13 protein-coding genes are annotated in these 15,997 nt (G+C 47.8%); 8 read left to right on the forward strand and 5 right to left on the reverse strand.

From position 1 onward, the window contains the following. Positions 1 to 59: 59 nt before the first annotated feature. Positions 60 to 1,031 carry a hypothetical protein gene (locus ACFPK9_RS05580; RefSeq protein WP_377093836.1) on the reverse strand — a complete coding sequence of 324 codons (972 nt, stop codon included), beginning with the start codon at positions 1,029 to 1,031 and terminating at the stop codon, positions 60 to 62. A gap of 156 nt (positions 1,032 to 1,187) precedes the next feature. Here ACFPK9_RS05580 and ACFPK9_RS05585 point away from each other — a divergent pair, with 156 nt between their 5' ends. After that, on the forward strand, positions 1,188 to 2,672 hold the full coding sequence (locus tag ACFPK9_RS05585) for a sulfotransferase family protein (protein WP_377093837.1): 1,485 nt from the start codon (positions 1,188 to 1,190) through the stop codon (positions 2,670 to 2,672). On the opposite strand, the gene ACFPK9_RS05590 is transcribed toward ACFPK9_RS05585, so the two are convergent. Beyond that, positions 2,669 to 3,352 (reverse strand): hypothetical protein, encoded by a 684-nt coding sequence (locus ACFPK9_RS05590; protein ID WP_377093838.1) that lies wholly within the window; start codon positions 3,350 to 3,352, stop codon positions 2,669 to 2,671. The genes ACFPK9_RS05585 and ACFPK9_RS05590 overlap by 4 nt on opposite strands. A 226-nt stretch (positions 3,353 to 3,578) precedes the next feature. On the opposite strand from ACFPK9_RS05590, the gene gshAB reads away from it, so the two are divergent. Together gshAB and ACFPK9_RS05600 are read left to right on the forward strand one after the other, a co-directional pair. Continuing rightward, the gene (gene gshAB, locus ACFPK9_RS05595) at positions 3,579 to 5,876 is read left to right on the forward strand and encodes a bifunctional glutamate--cysteine ligase GshA/glutathione synthetase GshB (protein ID WP_377093839.1); all 2,298 of its coding nucleotides are present in this window, start codon (positions 3,579 to 3,581) and stop codon (positions 5,874 to 5,876) included. Positions 5,877 to 5,932: 56 nt separating this feature from the next. Continuing rightward, positions 5,933 to 8,179: a hypothetical protein gene (locus tag ACFPK9_RS05600; RefSeq protein ID WP_377093840.1), complete on the forward strand. Its 2,247-nt coding sequence runs from the start codon at positions 5,933 to 5,935 to the stop codon at positions 8,177 to 8,179. 9 nt (positions 8,180 to 8,188) lie between these two features. Here the strand turns inward: ACFPK9_RS05600 and ACFPK9_RS05605 are convergent, their stop codons facing one another. Beyond that, a complete protein-coding gene (locus ACFPK9_RS05605; RefSeq protein ID WP_377093841.1) occupies positions 8,189 to 8,539 on the reverse strand; it encodes an ArsR/SmtB family transcription factor in 351 nt (116 codons plus the stop codon). A 49-nt stretch (positions 8,540 to 8,588) separates the two neighbouring features. Between ACFPK9_RS05605 and ACFPK9_RS05610 the strand changes: the two genes are divergently transcribed. From ACFPK9_RS05610 to ACFPK9_RS05630, 5 genes are all read left to right on the forward strand, one after another. Then, the gene (locus tag ACFPK9_RS05610; RefSeq protein ID WP_377093842.1) at positions 8,589 to 9,125 is read left to right on the forward strand and encodes a rhodanese-like domain-containing protein; all 537 of its coding nucleotides are present in this window, start codon (positions 8,589 to 8,591) and stop codon (positions 9,123 to 9,125) included. A 107-nt stretch (positions 9,126 to 9,232) separates the two neighbouring features. Then, positions 9,233 to 9,487 carry a PepSY domain-containing protein gene (locus ACFPK9_RS05615; RefSeq protein ID WP_377093843.1) on the forward strand — a complete coding sequence of 85 codons (255 nt, stop codon included), beginning with the start codon at positions 9,233 to 9,235 and terminating at the stop codon, positions 9,485 to 9,487. A gap of 142 nt (positions 9,488 to 9,629) precedes the next feature. After that, the gene (locus ACFPK9_RS05620; protein WP_377093844.1) at positions 9,630 to 11,483 is read left to right on the forward strand and encodes a phosphoenolpyruvate carboxykinase (GTP); all 1,854 of its coding nucleotides are present in this window, start codon (positions 9,630 to 9,632) and stop codon (positions 11,481 to 11,483) included. Between the two features lie 128 nt (positions 11,484 to 11,611). Beyond that, complete coding sequence (locus ACFPK9_RS05625; RefSeq protein ID WP_377093845.1) at positions 11,612 to 12,523, forward strand: L,D-transpeptidase family protein; 912 nt, start codon at positions 11,612 to 11,614, stop codon at positions 12,521 to 12,523. A gap of 7 nt (positions 12,524 to 12,530) precedes the next feature. After that, the gene (locus tag ACFPK9_RS05630) at positions 12,531 to 12,983 is read left to right on the forward strand and encodes a cupin domain-containing protein (protein WP_377093846.1); all 453 of its coding nucleotides are present in this window, start codon (positions 12,531 to 12,533) and stop codon (positions 12,981 to 12,983) included. A gap of 139 nt (positions 12,984 to 13,122) precedes the next feature. Here the strand turns inward: ACFPK9_RS05630 and ACFPK9_RS05635 are convergent, their stop codons facing one another. Both ACFPK9_RS05635 and ACFPK9_RS05640 read right to left on the reverse strand, forming a co-directional pair. After that, on the reverse strand, positions 13,123 to 13,818 hold the full coding sequence (locus tag ACFPK9_RS05635) for a PEP-CTERM sorting domain-containing protein (protein WP_377093847.1): 696 nt from the start codon (positions 13,816 to 13,818) through the stop codon (positions 13,123 to 13,125). A 148-nt stretch (positions 13,819 to 13,966) separates the two neighbouring features. Continuing rightward, complete coding sequence (locus ACFPK9_RS05640) at positions 13,967 to 15,823, reverse strand: hypothetical protein (protein WP_377093848.1); 1,857 nt, start codon at positions 15,821 to 15,823, stop codon at positions 13,967 to 13,969. Between the last annotated feature and the right edge of the window lie 174 nt (positions 15,824 to 15,997).

Raw genomic sequence — 15,997 nt, forward strand, 5'->3', positions numbered from 1 at the left:
GATTAAATAATAACAAGAGCGTCACTTCTCAGTGACGCCAAGAACATTTCTTTTCAACCTTACTGGCCGAATTCCCCCATCGAGATATCACCTTGGGCTTCTGCCAACACTACTTTCCCCTTCAGCAGGGCATGCCCTTCCACAACAAGCGCTTTTCCATCGCCATAAGGGTCGTCCGTGGCGTCAGCTAATGGGTTTGCCGATTCCCAATGCTTATTGATGAGGGATGTTTCACCGCTATGTTTTGTGACTATGGCGTTAGAGCGAGTATAATTATCAGTTCCGTTTCCAACAACGACGAGGTGGCCATCCGGGTGAGGTAAATAAGGGTCATCATTAAATCCTGCTGAGCCTACATCATTAAACTTACCCATAACTGTTATGTCAGCTCCGTAGGCTACACTATTTCTAGCTAAAGAAATAGAAGATAACCCAGTTGCCGAACCTTTAAAAGCTATCGAGGAATCACCACTCGCATGCCCTCCACCAAACGCAAGGGATGCTTCGCCAGTGGATTGAGACCAAATACCAATTGCTGTTGAGTACCCACCTGAACTATGTGCCTGATAGCCAATTGCTGTTGAGTACCCACCTGAACTATGTGCCTGATAGCCAATTGCTGCTGAAGTCATACCTGAAGCTCTCCCAGATCCAGCAGCAAATGAGGAAATTCCAGTTGCATAAGTAACATCACCAATAGCTACGGCATAATAACCTGCACGAGCAGCATTACCAATAGCGATAGCATTAAAATCATCAGCTTGAGCATACCAACCCACTGCCATTGACTTGTCACCACTAGCTGTCGCTCCAGCAAACGCTACAGCACCTTCACCAGTGGCCTGCGAATCATCCCCCACCGTCAAAGATTGATCCCCCGGCGTAAAATGCGTATTAGGCGACCCCACCACTAACCAATTCGAAATGAGGCTTTCTGACTCTGGGTTGGTGATTTGATCCGTACTCGTTGCAGCGACGAGAAACACAAGGGAAAGACCTGTAGCAGTTAGGACGAGCACTTTCTTTTTCATAACACTGATAGACAAATAACAACACGAACCAACCTAACAAGATTTTTATTATCTTTTTTATACCCAAACCTAACACCCCCCCTCTTAGCCTTTCTGCTTGCCATCAGCCCCCACAAACGCAGTCTTTCCCCTATCCAGCACGCAACATTTTCTAACATGCCAAAACACACCACCCAGCATAGCCCTGAATCCATTCTACGTAGAACGGAACAGCTTCTTCACGCGGAGAAAAGCATTGCTGCACGTAAGACCTTAGAGAGCTTGAGACCCAATGCAAAGGCCAGCGCGCAGGAGTTTTTTTATGCAGGCGACCTCGCGCGTAGGCTGGACCGCTTCAGCTTGGCCAAAGCATTCTATCATCAAGCACTCTGCAAAGAGCCGGCCCACGCTCTAGGCCTGCTAGCCAGCGCAGAAGTTTGTGAGCGGCTCAACCTCCATGAAGAAGCCTACCAACAACTGGAACGGATAAATACGCCCTTGCCTCCTGCTGCTCAGGCAAAGGCCGCCACACTCAAAGCTGACTTACTCTCAAAGCTGCAGCAGGCCGACAAGGCGGTCGACCTGCTTACTGATCTTTTTCAATCTGGCTCCCTGCCACTCACAAGCCAAATAGAGGCCCAACACACACTCTTCACCGCGAAAGACAAGCTCAAGGACTACCGTGGCGCCTATGCTGCACTCACGGAATCAAAACGCCTCAACAGCCTCTTCGTCGGCGAAGCTAAGATTACTGAAATGCAGCAAAGCAAGCTCCTGAGCTACCAACGCCTGCAAGCCTGTTACCATGCTTGGGACCCGAACTTACTCAATCAGTGGAAAGAGCACTCCTGCCACCATAGAGAGATCCACTACCTCATTGGCCACCCCCGCTCGGGCACCACCTTGCTAGAAAACATCCTCGATGCCAATACAGGCCTCGTGTCCTCAGACGAACGCGTTTCCTTTCAAACTCAAATCATTGACCCCTGTATGGCAAAATTCCGCCCACAGGGCAGCTCTGAAGAAGAAAACGTGCAAGCATTTCTTCAGTACATCCACAGCCTTCCAAAAACCGAGTGCAAAAAACTAGCACAACACTACTATAACGATCTCAAGCAGCAACTCGGCACTCCGCTGCAGCAAAAAATCATACTCGATAAAAACCCTGCAATCACTGACGGAGCCTTGCTCGCTCTACGCACTCATCCCGAAGCAAAATTCCTCTTCGCTCTGCGCGACCCGCGCTCCGTAGTATGGAGTGCCTTCACCCTCCCCATGGTCGGCGTTTCTTGGGTCGGCTCATTTTGGACAGACCTCAACAAAACAGCAGAAGCTTTCCACCACTTCACCAAAGTCTGGCATACCCTCTATCAAAAACTCCCCGACAAACAGCGTCTTATCACGCGCTATGAAGACACAGTGAGCAACACCGTTACAGCAGGTCGGACCGCCACCGAGTTTCTCAGCCTAGATTGGCAAGACCAGCAAGAACGCTTCTTCGAACGCGCCGGTGAGAAGCACGTCCACTCACCCACATATGCAGACGTTGCCAAACCCATCTACACCAGTGCTATCGACAAGTGGAGAAACTATGCAGAGTGGATGGAACCCGCTCTCGAAACATTGCAACCAATCTGCCAAGAACTCCAGTACACGGACTAGCTCTCAGTACTAGGCCTACGCCACGCTCGCACTTCTTGCTGAAGCTGCTCAGCAGTCTTCTCCATCGCACTTAGCTGTTCATTCAAGATATCAGCTTGATAATCCGAGTAGGCTGCCACCAGAGCTTGCACCTCTTGGCGGTATTTCACTATTTTTTGATCCAGCTCTCCATCGTACTCCATACGATAGAGGCTCTGCGACATCTTATCCACGAGGCTGAGGCGCTGAAGCAGCCGTTTCTGCAGTCTTTGCTCTGCCGTGAGAGACTCTTCAAACGCCCTGCGCTGCTGCATCCGTTGCTGCGATAGAGCGCGAGCCTTTTCCATACGCAGCTCTGGGTCCTCAATCTGTCGCATTTCTTCCATCTGAATCCTCCTCTGTTCACGATCTATCATTGGAGCATAGTTCAACTCTTTCAGCTCATACTGATAGCCCGACCCCGTAGTACCAGCCATACTTGACATTGGCTTCGCCTTAGTAAAATGAGAGTTTCCCTCTCTCCTACCATGCGTAAGGTGCTCGCGTTGAAACTTGTGCTCGACTTCTGCTTGTCGCTCTGACGATACAGCGTCCTCAATCGAGGCGTTGCGAGTCAGAAGGTGCAAACCATACAATACAAGCATTAACACTACAAAGCCCAACAATACACAGCACCAAGTACTTTTCTTTAGAACTTCCATTAGCCATCGCTTACCAAACACCGTATAGCTTGTGAAGCCATTATAATGCGTTAGATTGTCAACGGTAAGACTTTCAATGACCAGTGCAGGTGCTTTACTAGAATGAAAACCTTGTATCTACTCACACTATAGGAACTCATTGGCTACTTCTCTCCGCTAATAGAATCGTAATGAAACAAACAGCACAATTCGTTGGAAAATTCTTAAAAACACATGATCATGAGCTATGACATTTCGCGACACCCTCAGCGCTCCAGCTATCCAAGCCAAGCTACTCCAAGGGAAATTTGGCTTAGAAAAAGAACACGTCCGTGTCGACCATGAGGGCAAACTCGCACGCACCCCACACCCCGCAGCATTTGGCGACAAACTAGCCAATCCCTACATCACCGTCGACTTCTCGGAAAGCCAACTCGAAATGATCACCCCGCCGATGTCTTCTGCCCGAGAGGCGCTCGGGTTCATGGAAACCATTCACGACATCGTCAGCGAAAATCTCGACCATGAATACCTCTGGCCACAGAGTATGCCACCAGCACTCCCCGAAGATGGTTCACAAATCCCACTAGCCCAATTCGACTCCGAACACCGTGCACTCAACCACTACCGCCGTTTCCTAGCCCAAACGTACGGTCGAAAAAAACAAATGATCTCCGGTGTGCACGTCAATCTCAGCCTATCCGAAAGTCTACTCGCGAGCCTACAAGCAGAATTGCAATGCCAAGAGCTCAGTCCAGCGGACTTCAAAGCCAAGGTGTACATGCGAGCACTTCGCAACATGATGCGCTACCGTTGGCTCATTGTCGCTCTCACTGGAAATTCCCCTGCCGCCGATAGAAGCTACCAAACCATCTGCCCCGACCTTCCTAATCTAAATCCACAAACCTGTTGCGGACAAAAATCTGTCTCCATTCGCGCCAGCATTTGCGGCTATCGCAATAACGAAGACTTCACCCTCGACTACTCGGACTGGCCCAGCTTCCACCGCTCCATCCGCGATCTTGTAGACGCAGGAAAACTCATCCACGAAAAAGAACTCTACAGCCCTATTCGTCTAAAAACCAACCTCCATACTGGTGAAATCACGCACCTCGAAGTACGGTTGCTAGACCTCGACCCCACCACTAAAGTGGGCATCCGCGAACAAAGCCTTCAACTCCTCCACCTCTTCATGCTCTGGGCAATCGCCCACCAGGACGAGTCTCCATTCAACCAGCAGCAACAAGCTATCGCCACAGCAAATCAATACCACTGCGCCTGCTGCGGCCTCACCAGCAAACTCACCGACATCCAGGGTACTCCATTTGAAAATGGAGCCCAACAAGTCGTCCTCGAATTTCTCGATCAGCTCAGCCAGCTCCTCCCTGAAACAAACTCAGAATACGCAGCCGCTCTCGATACTTTCAAAAAGCAAGTCATCACCCCGTCGCTCAATCCACTCGAGCACACACGATCACACATCCGCGAGTCTGGCTTCATTCACTACCATCTCGAACAAGCCAAACAGTTTCGCACAGAAAGCCAACAAAGTACATTTCGCTTCGCGGGCCTCGAAGACCTCGAACTCTCCACGCAACTCATGCTGCGCGAAGCCCTGCGCCGCGGTGTCACCTTCGAGCTATTAGACCGCTCAGAAAATTTTGTTAAATTCCAAAAAGGTCAACATATCGAGTACGTCCAACAAGCTACAAAAACCTCCAAAGACAACTACGCTACCATCCTCATGATGGAGAATAAACTGGTGACGAAGAAAGTGTTAGAATCTGCAGGTCTCAGCGTTCCACTCGGCGCCGACTACACTCATACTGATCTTGCTAAAGCAGATTTCTTACGCTTCAAAGATCAACCAATCGTAGTGAAACCGAAATCCACCAACTTCGGTCTCGGCATCAGCATCCTCAAAGAAAATCAACAAGAACATCGCTACGCTCAGGCCATCGACCTCGCCTTTGCAGAGGACTCCACCATCCTCATCGAACCCTTCATTCCTGGTCGCGAGTTCCGCTTCTTCCTCATCAATAGCGAAGTCGTCGGCATTCTCCACCGCGTTCCTGCCAACGTCACCGGCGATGGTTCCTCAACTATCACAGAACTCGTGCATCAAAAAAACCAAGATCCACTGCGCGGTAAAGGCTATGTCACACCGCTTGAAAAAATAAACACTGGGGTCGCAGAGAGAATATTTTTGGAAACACAAAACCTCGACTTCGACTCAGTCCCAGCGAAAGGAGAAACCATTTTCCTACGCGAAAACTCAAACATCAGCACCGGCGGAGACAGCATTGACTTCACTGACGAGATCCACCCTAGCTACAAAAAAGTTGCGATTAAAGCGGCCAAGGCTCTCGACGTCGCCATCACTGGACTCGACATGATGATTTCAGACATTTCTGCACCAGCCACGCCCGAGAACTATTCGATCATCGAGATGAACTTCAACCCAGCCATCCACATTCATTGCTTCCCCTTCAGAGGACAAAACCGAGAGCTTAATAAAAAACTCATGGATTTCTTGGGCTTCTAACGATCCAAACTATTGCTTTCACTCCTACATTCATTAAAACTCTTGTTGTACAAACTATGGAAACTCCAATTCTAAAAACCAATCTCAGCCTTCGCGACGGTCAACAGTCCACCCTAGCAGTCACCGACTGGGTGCTCGATACCGCCAAGATGGCCAGTGTCCTCGCTGCTACTGAGCGAGCAGGTTTTAACTCCGCTGAAGTAGCAGGAGGCCAAAGTTTCCAAACTGCTATTAGCAACGGCTACAACCCCTTCGTCATCACCGACGCCCTCAACAATGCGCTGATCAAAGAGAATGGCGAAAAAGCACTCGACCTACAAATGCTCTTCCGCGGCGCAAATGCTCTTGGCTTCCGTCATTACGATAAAGATGTAGTCGAAGCCACCCTCCGCGAATTCATCAAAAACGGTATCTCAAAAATCCGTTGTTTCGATGCTCTCAATGACATCGACAACCTCTACTTACCTGAATCCGTCAAACAAATAGAGAATATCATCCTCCAAGGAGCTATCTGCTTCGGCCACTATCCACACGCCCCAGAGCGCTACACCGACGAGTATTTCGTCAATTATGCAAAACAGCTCGTCGCCAACGGATTCACCCACATCGCGATCAAAGACATGTCTGGTCAAATGACTGCCAAACGCATGTCATCACTGCTCCCAGCCTTACAAAGCTATCTCAAACCGCTCAATATTCCAATCGAGCTACACATCCATTCCACCAACTCTAACAGCTCGAAAGAAGCCGCTCAAAAAGCCATTGAGCTTGGAATCGATTCCATTGAAACGGTTGAAGGACCACTCGCTGGTGGCTCCTCTCACCATTCACTCTCAGACCTTGCACCAGAACTCATTTCTGATGAAGAATCCTACCAGTCACTTCTGAAGAAAAGCCGAAGCATCTGGCCGAGTCCACAGCGAAAAGATGACGACATCGACCCGCAACTGAAGGAAAAGCTCTGCTCCGCGGGCGTGCCCGGAGGAGCCATGCCCTTCGTTATTCGCGACTTGCGCACACAGATGCCGACCATCGTTGCCAAGTTCAAGAAAATTACCGATGCGGCAAGTTCCTCCCAAAATAAATTTGCAATCGGCCAGACCAACAGCATTCCAGTCAAAGCTGTTGGCGAAATCAATTTCAACGATCTCGTCGAATTATTTATCACCGAACTCAAGCGTGTCTGCCAGGACGCTGCCTTCCCACTACTTGTCACACCTACCGCTGACATTTGCTGTAAACAAGCTATCGCTAATCTCGCCTTCGGAAAAAATCCATACAGCCACAAGTTAGAAGACCGCTACCTCACCGCCAATGGCGACACCGGTGCTGACCCTCGCTTCACCAAACTCATCCTCGGACACTACGGTGAATTCAAATCCTACGACGACACGATCCCGACATTTCAACCAAGTGAGGAAATCCTCAGCTTCTTTGAAGCACACAACCCGCTCAACCTCAAACGCGCCACTCAGCATCCATCACTCCGTGAAAATGGAGACGACATGAAAGAGGCGCGTGCAGCAGCTTGGAAACTTATCCAAACCGAAGGCCCCAAAGCCCTTTCATTTGCTAACTTCGATCAATTGACACTCATGTATGCGCTCAAACCATCGAGCGCTCCAGGTGTCGACCCCATCGCCAACGCCGTTGAAGCATATTATAAACGTGCCAGCCAAGCTCGCGTCGGAGGTACAGGTGTCACCTTTCCAGGTTACGAAGCCATCATGCAACCCATCTTGGAACATCTCGGAGCGCTCTACGCCGTTAAGCCGGAGCTCGTGCCCGCAGATGTGATGCAGATCAAGCTCGCAGACCTCGGCCGTAACCTCTACCGTCGACTCTTCCGCACCTACGCGACACTTACTATTACCCAAGAAGTCACTCGAGTGCGCAATAATCTTACTAACCTAGTGTCATCAGACCACACCACCGACACCCTCAAACAAGCAGTGGCGCACGTCGGTGACAGTTTCAGAAATCTCGATTTCCTACCAGAAAGCCAAGCCGAAGCCGCCTACGAGAGTGCTCGCGAACGCTTTCGCCAACTCACACTCTGTGAGCTTTTCGGCACACTTGCCCTCACCCACAGTCTGGTCAATAGCGTCGACAAACACGGCACGGATCCCACCAAACCAGCCGAGCGCGCCATCACCCTCGAAGACATCACTCACTTCTCTCACGCAAAATCTAGCAAGCCTGATTCTGAATGGGAAAGACGCCTGCAACTCACTATCAGCACTCGACATTTCCAAGTCGAAAACGACCTGCGCAAACGCGTCAGAACGTGGCAAAGCATCTAAATCTCTAGATCACTGGCCCTTCACGCATTTCAGCTTCTCAGCAGCCGCATTTTCCACCTGTGCACAGACAAGCTGGCACAGTTCAAACAACATTGGCTCCGCGATGCTGTAACGTACGAAGTTTCCCTCTTTCTCACGTTGCACTAAACCTGCATCTAGCAAGATCTTCATATGCTTTGAGACATTCCCTTGTTTTAAGCCAGTCTGATCGACCAACTCGCTAACCGTCAATCCTCCAGCCATCAGACTAGAGATCAACTTGAGCCGTGCTGGTTCTGACAGAATCTTGAACAGCTTGGCAATTTCCTCTAACTGCACCTCACTTAACATCGAACTTCCGTTTGATTTTTTCTTTTGCATATTCCTTTATCGCGATATAGTGTAAATCAGAAATCAAAGACTACAAGTCATGGACACCATTACTGTTAAAGAATACCTCACTAACCGCAACGCTTTTTACTTAGCTGATGTCAGAACTCCTTCCGAATTTGTAGAAGCTCACATCAAAGACGCTAACCTCCACCCATTGGATGATATCAATGCTGGTGAATTACGTTTTAAGTCACAGGAAAAGCAAATCTTGTTCACCTGTCTTTCTGGAGCCCGCGCTGCAAAAGCTGCTCAAAAATTAGAATCTGAAGGTCTCAAAATAGCTCTGCTAGAAGGTTCGCTCCAAGCCTGGGAAGCTGCAGGAGAACCAGTGGTACGAAACACACCGAGTGGCCTCCCCCTCATTCGCCAAGTTCACCTCACTGTCAGCATTATCAATATCACCGCTGCGCTACTGGCCATTTTTGTTAATCCAGCATGGGCATGGGTTCTTGTTGGAACAGGAGCAGGCCTCTTCCTCGCAGGAGCTACTGGATTCTGCGGTATGGGACTTCTCCTTGCAAAAATGCCGTGGAATAAGAAACCATTGCAAACAGACTCCTGTGAAGCTGGATGAGGAGCTTCATAAATGCTGTAGGTCCTACAGCGCTAATCACAGTCATTGAACTTGATTGATTTCTCTCAAGTAATCACATTAAACTAATGTTCAAATCCATTCAACTTATGAAACTATTCTCAATCCTCACCATACTCGGAATTACCTCAGCAACGACATGGGCAGATGAAAAACCTCCTGCTGACGCGCTCCCCCTCTCGAAGGTCATCGAGATGATCGAAAACAAAGGCTACACACCAGTTGTTGAAGTGAACTTCGACGACGGAAAGTGGGAGATTGAAGCCTACAAAGATGCTAATAAACGGGAACTTCACGTTAACGCCAAGAGCGGAGAAATCGAAGCCGATAAAGCAGAAGATTAAAGTTAGTCTCCAAGAACACAGCCACACCTTTCAACTAAAGCACCCAAAACAGCTGGGTGCTTTTTTATTCATACTCATGGCAACGGATAATTCATCGTCTTTAGGTTGCTATCTTGGCCAATTCTTGTTCCTCTGTTAGGTGATGACAACAGAGCAACCCACCCGCCACCGTGCATTGACCAAATGGGTCAATAAAATGATCGCCCTTTGCGAGCCTAAAGATGTTCACTGGTGTGACGGCTCACAACAAGAATGGAACCAGCTCACTGAAGAGCTCGTTGAAAAAGGCACACTCATCCGACTCAACCCAGAAAAGCGACCGAATAGCTTCCTCGCCCGCTCTGCTCCATCTGATGTCGCCCGAGTTGAGGAACGCACTTTCATCGCCACCAAAAGTAAAGATGAAGCCGGCCCGACCAACAACTGGGCTGAAGAAGGCGAAATGAAGAAAAAGATTCTCGATATCTTCCAAGGATCTATGAAAGGACGCACCATGTATGTCGTTCCCTTCTGCATGGGACCACTCGATTCACCCCTTGCTAAGATTGGCGTCCAAGTCACCGACTCGCCATACGCTGTTCTTAACATGCGCATCATGACCCACATGGGTTCCAACGTGTTGGACCGTCTCGAAAAAGAAGCTGCAGGTGAAATTCTATCCCGCCGTACCAAACCCGGTTTCTTTATTCCCTGCCTCCATTCAGTTGGTGCTCCGCTCGAAGAAGGGCAAGACGACGTGCCATGGCCCTGCAATGATGAGAAATACATCGTCCACTTTGTCAGATCCCGCGAGATTGCATCCTACGGCTCCGGCTACGGTGGAAATGCCTTGTTAGGAAAAAAATGCCTTGCCCTTCGCGTAGCCTCTAACATCGCCCGCGAACACGACTGGATGGCTGAGCATATGCTCATCCTCGGTCTAGAATCCCCCACTGGTGAAAAAACCTACGTCACAGGAGCCTTCCCTTCTGCCTGCGGGAAAACCAATCTCTCCATGCTCGTCCCGCCTGAAAAATACCGTAAAGAAGGTTGGAAAACTTCAATTGTCGGCGACGACATCGCTTGGCTCTGGCCTCACGAAGACGGCCACTTGCATGCAATCAACCCAGAAACTGGCTACTTTGGAGTCGCACCAGGCACCTCCTACAACTCCAATCCTACTGCGATGGATTCGATGAAAGAGAACTGCATTTTCACTAATGTCGCCCTCACTGATGACGGCGATGTCTGGTGGGAAGGCATGACTAAAGACGCTCCAAGTCACCTCATTGATTGGCAAGGCAATGATTGGACTCCCGCCGATGGCGAAAACGGTGTCAAGGCAGCTCATCCAAACGCACGCTTCACAGCTCCAGCTGAACAATGCCCGACCATCGACCCGGAATGGCAAAACCCTGAAGGCGTCCCAATCTCAGCCATCATCTTTGGTGGTCGCCGCAAGACCACCATGCCTCTCGTCTACCAAGGCTTCAACTGGTCTCACGGCTGTTACATTGGAGCTACGATGGGCTCCGAAACTACAGCAGCAGCAGCAGGTGCTATCGGCAACGTCCGCCGTGATCCGATGGCGATGCTTCCATTCTGCGGTTACAACATGGGCAACTATTTTGGACATTGGATCAGAATGGGAAAACGCATCAAAAACCTTCCAAAATTTTTCCATGTCAACTGGTTCAGACTCGACGAAGAAGGCAAGTTCCTCTGGCCTGGATTCGGTGAAAACATGCGCGTACTAGAGTGGATCGTCGATCGTTGCCACGGCCGCGCACTGGGTCACGAAACATCCATTGGCTGGGTTCCTCAAGTAGAAGATTTCAATATAGATGGCCTAGAAAACTTCAGCGACGACGATTTCGATGCAGTTATGAAGATCTCCCCGAAAGAATGGGAACAAGAAATTCTTAGCCAAGGAGAACTCTTTCTCAAACTACATCATTCGATGCCAAAGGAACTTCTCTACCAGAGAGAACTCCTCGCTTCTCGCATTATTGACTAAGCCTTGTACTCCTTCTGCGTCTGGTGAGATGTGCCCAAATCTACTTGCCAGACGCCCTTTGCAAACTACTTTATTCGCACATGAATCTCTCAAAACCTCTTTTCTTTGGCATGGCCTTAACCACATCAATGTTATGCCCAGTAATTGAAGCTGAAGATCGTCAGTACAAGGCCGATTCCTTCACCTGGAACCCGGAACTTTCCAAGAACGGCCCTGTTCTCATCGCTATCAGTCTAAAATCACAAACAGCTGCAGTCTACCGCAATGGTATCGAGATTGCCACATCCGAAGTCAGCACTGGTTTTGATGGGCACGAGACCCCTACGGGCGTATTTCACATTCTCAATAAAGATGCTGACCACCATTCTAAAACCTACGGAAATGCACCCATGCCCTACTCTGAACGACTTACTTGGGGCGGCGTTGCCCTCCACGCAGGGGCCGTTCCAGGTTACCGTTCCTCTCACGGCTGTATCCACCTACCATACGAATTTTCTAAACTCCTCTTTGGCATCACCCATAATGGTACTACAGTAGTTATTACTGACGAAAGCCCTGACATTCACGTCACCCACGGACATAAAGTGCAACTTGCCAATGGCGAAACCAGCAAGTTCATCTGGCAGCCTGAACTCGCTCCGTCTGGCCCAGTTTCGATGATCTTCAGCCGCAAGGACAAAACACTCTACCTCATCCGTGACGGAGTCACCATTGGAGAATGCCCTGTCAAAACAAGCCTCTTTTCTAAGCATGCTCAAGGCACAGCGGCCTTCTTATTTAGTGGTTGGAAAATCAACACCAAAGACGGCACTCGCTCATCCACATGGACTCAAGTCAGTGGACATAGCGACCATCACACTGAAACGCTCGATGAATGGATGAAGTTAGACCCAAATTTCCAACACATTCTTCAAGGTCTTCTTACACCTGGCACTAATCTCGTGGTTACCAGTGAATCGGTAAATAAACCAACGGGTAAGGGATTCCCTCTGCTCCAAGGGCGTAAAGAAGAAGCTGAGGCTGTCAAAGACACTAAATAACTAGAGCATGCTCCCGACAGATCTTGAGCCGCACCCAGAAGGTGGTAAGTACAAGGAAGTCTTCCGCTCGATTCATAAAATCGATTGCCCAAACCTTGGCAAACGCAGTGCACTGACCCACATCTATTTTCAACTAGATAAGGGAGAAGTCAGTGCCTTTCATAAAGTGAGCAGTGAAGAAGTATGGAACCTCTATCGAGGAGAAGGACTCCGACTCTATCAATGGGATGGCGAAAGCGATGAGGTATCTATCATTGAACTTTCAGTTCAGAAAAACCAATTCTGCCACGTAGTGCCCACCCACCATTGGCAAGCTGTAGAACCACTTGATGATATCGTGCTCGTCGGCTGCAGCGTCGCTCCTGGTTTTGAATTCAATGATTTCACACTGATGCGTGATTGTATTGGTCATGCCGACCTTCTTAAAAAACACCAACCGTCACTCTCCCACCTGATCTAAGACGCTCACCTTCAAATCGTTCCTTTATAGCAGATCTACATATTGATTTTTAGCTCACGCTATATTCATTAAAAGCCCTTGCATTCATGCAAGGGCTTGCTTCTCCAATCCCATCAGAGAGAAATGGCGAACTCGTTTATTATGAATTTCTACGGCGACGGAAAATAAGAGCCACTCCACCTAGCCCTAGTAGAGCTGTCGATGATGGCTCTGGAACAGCAGCGATTGATGATGTAATATTTGGACGTAGTGATTCTGTGCCATGAGTGGAAGAAGCTAATTCAATATTCCCAGAGCTAGAGAAGATTGCAAAACCGTTGTTTGCCCCTGGGCTTGAAATCCAAGAATCAACAATACTCGATACATCTACTGAGACGGTTTCTAAGTCTGTGAAATTTGCTGTAATTGTACTTACAGAATTGTTTTGAACGTAAGTATCATACCAAGCTGTCTTGCTTCCAGCAGTTAGATAATCATCCGTGAAATTTGAGCCCAGAGCTACGATCTGAAGTGTAGCAGATCCAGTACTAGATGGGGTACTTGTTGGAATCCCTCCTCCATTATCAACAAGATTAATGTATTGCACAGCTGATAAGCTTAATGAGTGGCTGTTTCCCGATGTAAGAGTACTTACGTCAAACTCAATCACTGCGAAGTTGAAATGATGATGCGCTGGAGCAAAACTTTCACCTATTGTTAATTGTGGGTCATATTGACTGTTTGTTCCAACATACACATAACTATCAGTATCAAATGTTGGATTTAAAGTAGTTGCAGAAAAGGCAGTTGAAGCAGCAACAGAAAACAAGGATAATGTTATAATTTTATTTTTCATCTGTAATATTTGTATTTTTAGGGGGGGGTTATAATTTCAATTATACACATATACAAAAATAACACTGTCGGCATCATGACATATTTTAGCGGTAGATTGCCATATACAATATAGAACAACATATAAATTTATAATCATCATAAACTCTCTAAAATTTTTGATGAAACCCTACATTTACACCAAAAGTAGGATCCGACCCCTCAGTCGTAGTTGTCACATTTAGTATGCAATGAGCGTTTGCAAAAACTTCACGTCGATACCTCAAACCTAACTTCATCCAGCTATCGTCATAATCCCAATAATCAGAATTAGGAGCATAGATATAAGATGAATCATCACTTGTTCGTTGAGCCAACTCAATTAACCCTCGAACCGTCGACTTCTCATCAATAGAATACAAGCCCTTTAATCCTAACCTCCATATATTGACTTGATTAGAAGCCTCGTCAAAATCTAGAATCCCGAATTCATATGGATCTAAATCAGATCGAAACCAACTAAACGATGTCACGGGTGTGAATGACACATTACCTAGCGCAAAGGCATCTAGAACTTCTGCTGAAATATGCATGGCCGTTGTAGACCCTTTTGTCTCTCCCTTGGTAGAACCAACATTCATTTCACTATCCCATCCTCCAAATGAGCAGATACCAGTCACTAATGTGTTCCACTCATCTATTAAATAAGAGGAACCAAGGGAAACTTTACTACCCTTCAGATCGTTATCCCCATTCAATAACTCGCGAGAAGCTTTAGTATAAGCGAGCGCTACACCTACATTGAAATTTTTTACTCCAATACTATTTACCGCGGCCACTTCTGCCCCATATTGCTCACTATCTAAATCTTCATCTTTGTAGTAATTCGCATTGGTAAAAAACTCCCATCCGACTCTTTCTCCATCTCCTAGTTCAGCATCGTGCAACGAATTTTCAAAAAAATCGAGATGAGCAATACCGCTTTGGTTCAACAGTCGTAGCCCTTGCCTAGAACTGTTTTCCACAGCCACCGCAACAGATCCCAGAATTTGAGCAACCTGCTCAGCATTCAAACTATCAATAACAGCCTGAGCCAAAGAGGATGACACTCCAGCTTCTTCCATAAGATCAGCGTCAGCACTTCCACTCTTCAATACTAACGCTAAAATAGCTGCTCTCGCTTCTGTAAGCGTAAATTCACCATAGTTCGTGTAAACGATCTCATCCAGATTATTACTAGGGTCACCCCCAGAGCCCGAGGATCCGTCACTCCCCCCAGAGCCCGAGGATCCGTCACTCCCCCCAGAGCCCGAGGATACATCACTCCCCCCAGAGCCCGAGGATACATCACTCCCCCCAGAGTCCGAGGACCCGTCACTCCCTCCAGAGTCCGAGGATCCGTCACTCCCCCCAGTATCCTCGCTTACGACGATTCTCGGAACATTGTTTGTATTTTCAGAAGAAGCTAATTCAACATTTCCACTGGTAGAATAAAGAGCAAACCCATTATTAGGTAAGGTTCCATCTATCCATCCGTTGACAGTACTAGTGATATCTAACCTCACTGTCATCAAGTCCGTGAAATTATATGTACCTAATGGAGAACTCCCATTTTCTACATAAGTATCATACCAACCTCCATAGTCGCCAGATACCTGGTAGTCTGAATAACTACTATCTAAAGCCACTAAATTCACTGAAGCTGCCCCTGTACTAGATGAGGTTTGAATAGGAGCTCCAGTCGTCCCTCCAGACAGAAGTATATACTCCACAGCGCTCAGCTCCAGATACTTACTCCCCTCCGAGGATAAGCTCGACACATCAAACTCGATGACTCCAAAATTGAAATGGTACGTCCCTACCCCTCGCTGACTTTCTCCTAATGAAATTTGAGGTCCATAGGCATTATTTGTACCTATATACAAATAACTATCAGCATCAAAAACTGGAGTCACTACACTAGATGCATTTGCATAGAAAACACCGATAGCACTTACAGCCACCACCACATAAAACTTACTCTTCATATCCTTCAAAAATCTGGACTAACAATATATAATAACACCTAAAACACAATCTATACTGATTACTATTTTTGACGATTAAATGACATCCTTTAGCGGTAAATTGGCACTAGTGACGATTAAATGACATCCACTAACGACAGGATGACATATCTATACTTATTATATCTAACAATT

Source organism: Rubritalea spongiae (assembly GCF_042652385.1).
GTDB classification, from domain to species: domain Bacteria; phylum Verrucomicrobiota; class Verrucomicrobiia; order Verrucomicrobiales; family Akkermansiaceae; genus Rubritalea; species Rubritalea spongiae.

Coding starts and splice junctions, on each gene's coding strand:
- ACFPK9_RS05610 (WP_377093842.1), top strand. CDS start 8,589: ATGGACACCATTACTGTTAAAGAATACCTCACTAACCGCAACGCTTTT.
- gshAB (WP_377093839.1), top strand. CDS start 3,579: ATGACATTTCGCGACACCCTCAGCGCTCCAGCTATCCAAGCCAAGCTA.
- ACFPK9_RS05585 (WP_377093837.1), top strand. CDS start 1,188: ATGCCAAAACACACCACCCAGCATAGCCCTGAATCCATTCTACGTAGA.
- ACFPK9_RS05625 (WP_377093845.1), top strand. CDS start 11,612: ATGTTATGCCCAGTAATTGAAGCTGAAGATCGTCAGTACAAGGCCGAT.
- ACFPK9_RS05620 (WP_377093844.1), top strand. CDS start 9,630: ATGACAACAGAGCAACCCACCCGCCACCGTGCATTGACCAAATGGGTC.
- ACFPK9_RS05600 (WP_377093840.1), top strand. CDS start 5,933: ATGGAAACTCCAATTCTAAAAACCAATCTCAGCCTTCGCGACGGTCAA.
- ACFPK9_RS05640 (WP_377093848.1), bottom strand. CDS start 15,823: ATGAAGAGTAAGTTTTATGTGGTGGTGGCTGTAAGTGCTATCGGTGTT.
- ACFPK9_RS05590 (WP_377093838.1), bottom strand. CDS start 3,352: ATGGAAGTTCTAAAGAAAAGTACTTGGTGCTGTGTATTGTTGGGCTTT.
- ACFPK9_RS05605 (WP_377093841.1), bottom strand. CDS start 8,539: ATGCAAAAGAAAAAATCAAACGGAAGTTCGATGTTAAGTGAGGTGCAG.
- ACFPK9_RS05635 (WP_377093847.1), bottom strand. CDS start 13,818: ATGAAAAATAAAATTATAACATTATCCTTGTTTTCTGTTGCTGCTTCA.
- ACFPK9_RS05615 (WP_377093843.1), top strand. CDS start 9,233: ATGAAACTATTCTCAATCCTCACCATACTCGGAATTACCTCAGCAACG.
- ACFPK9_RS05580 (WP_377093836.1), bottom strand. CDS start 1,031: ATGAAAAAGAAAGTGCTCGTCCTAACTGCTACAGGTCTTTCCCTTGTG.
- ACFPK9_RS05630 (WP_377093846.1), top strand. CDS start 12,531: ATGCTCCCGACAGATCTTGAGCCGCACCCAGAAGGTGGTAAGTACAAG.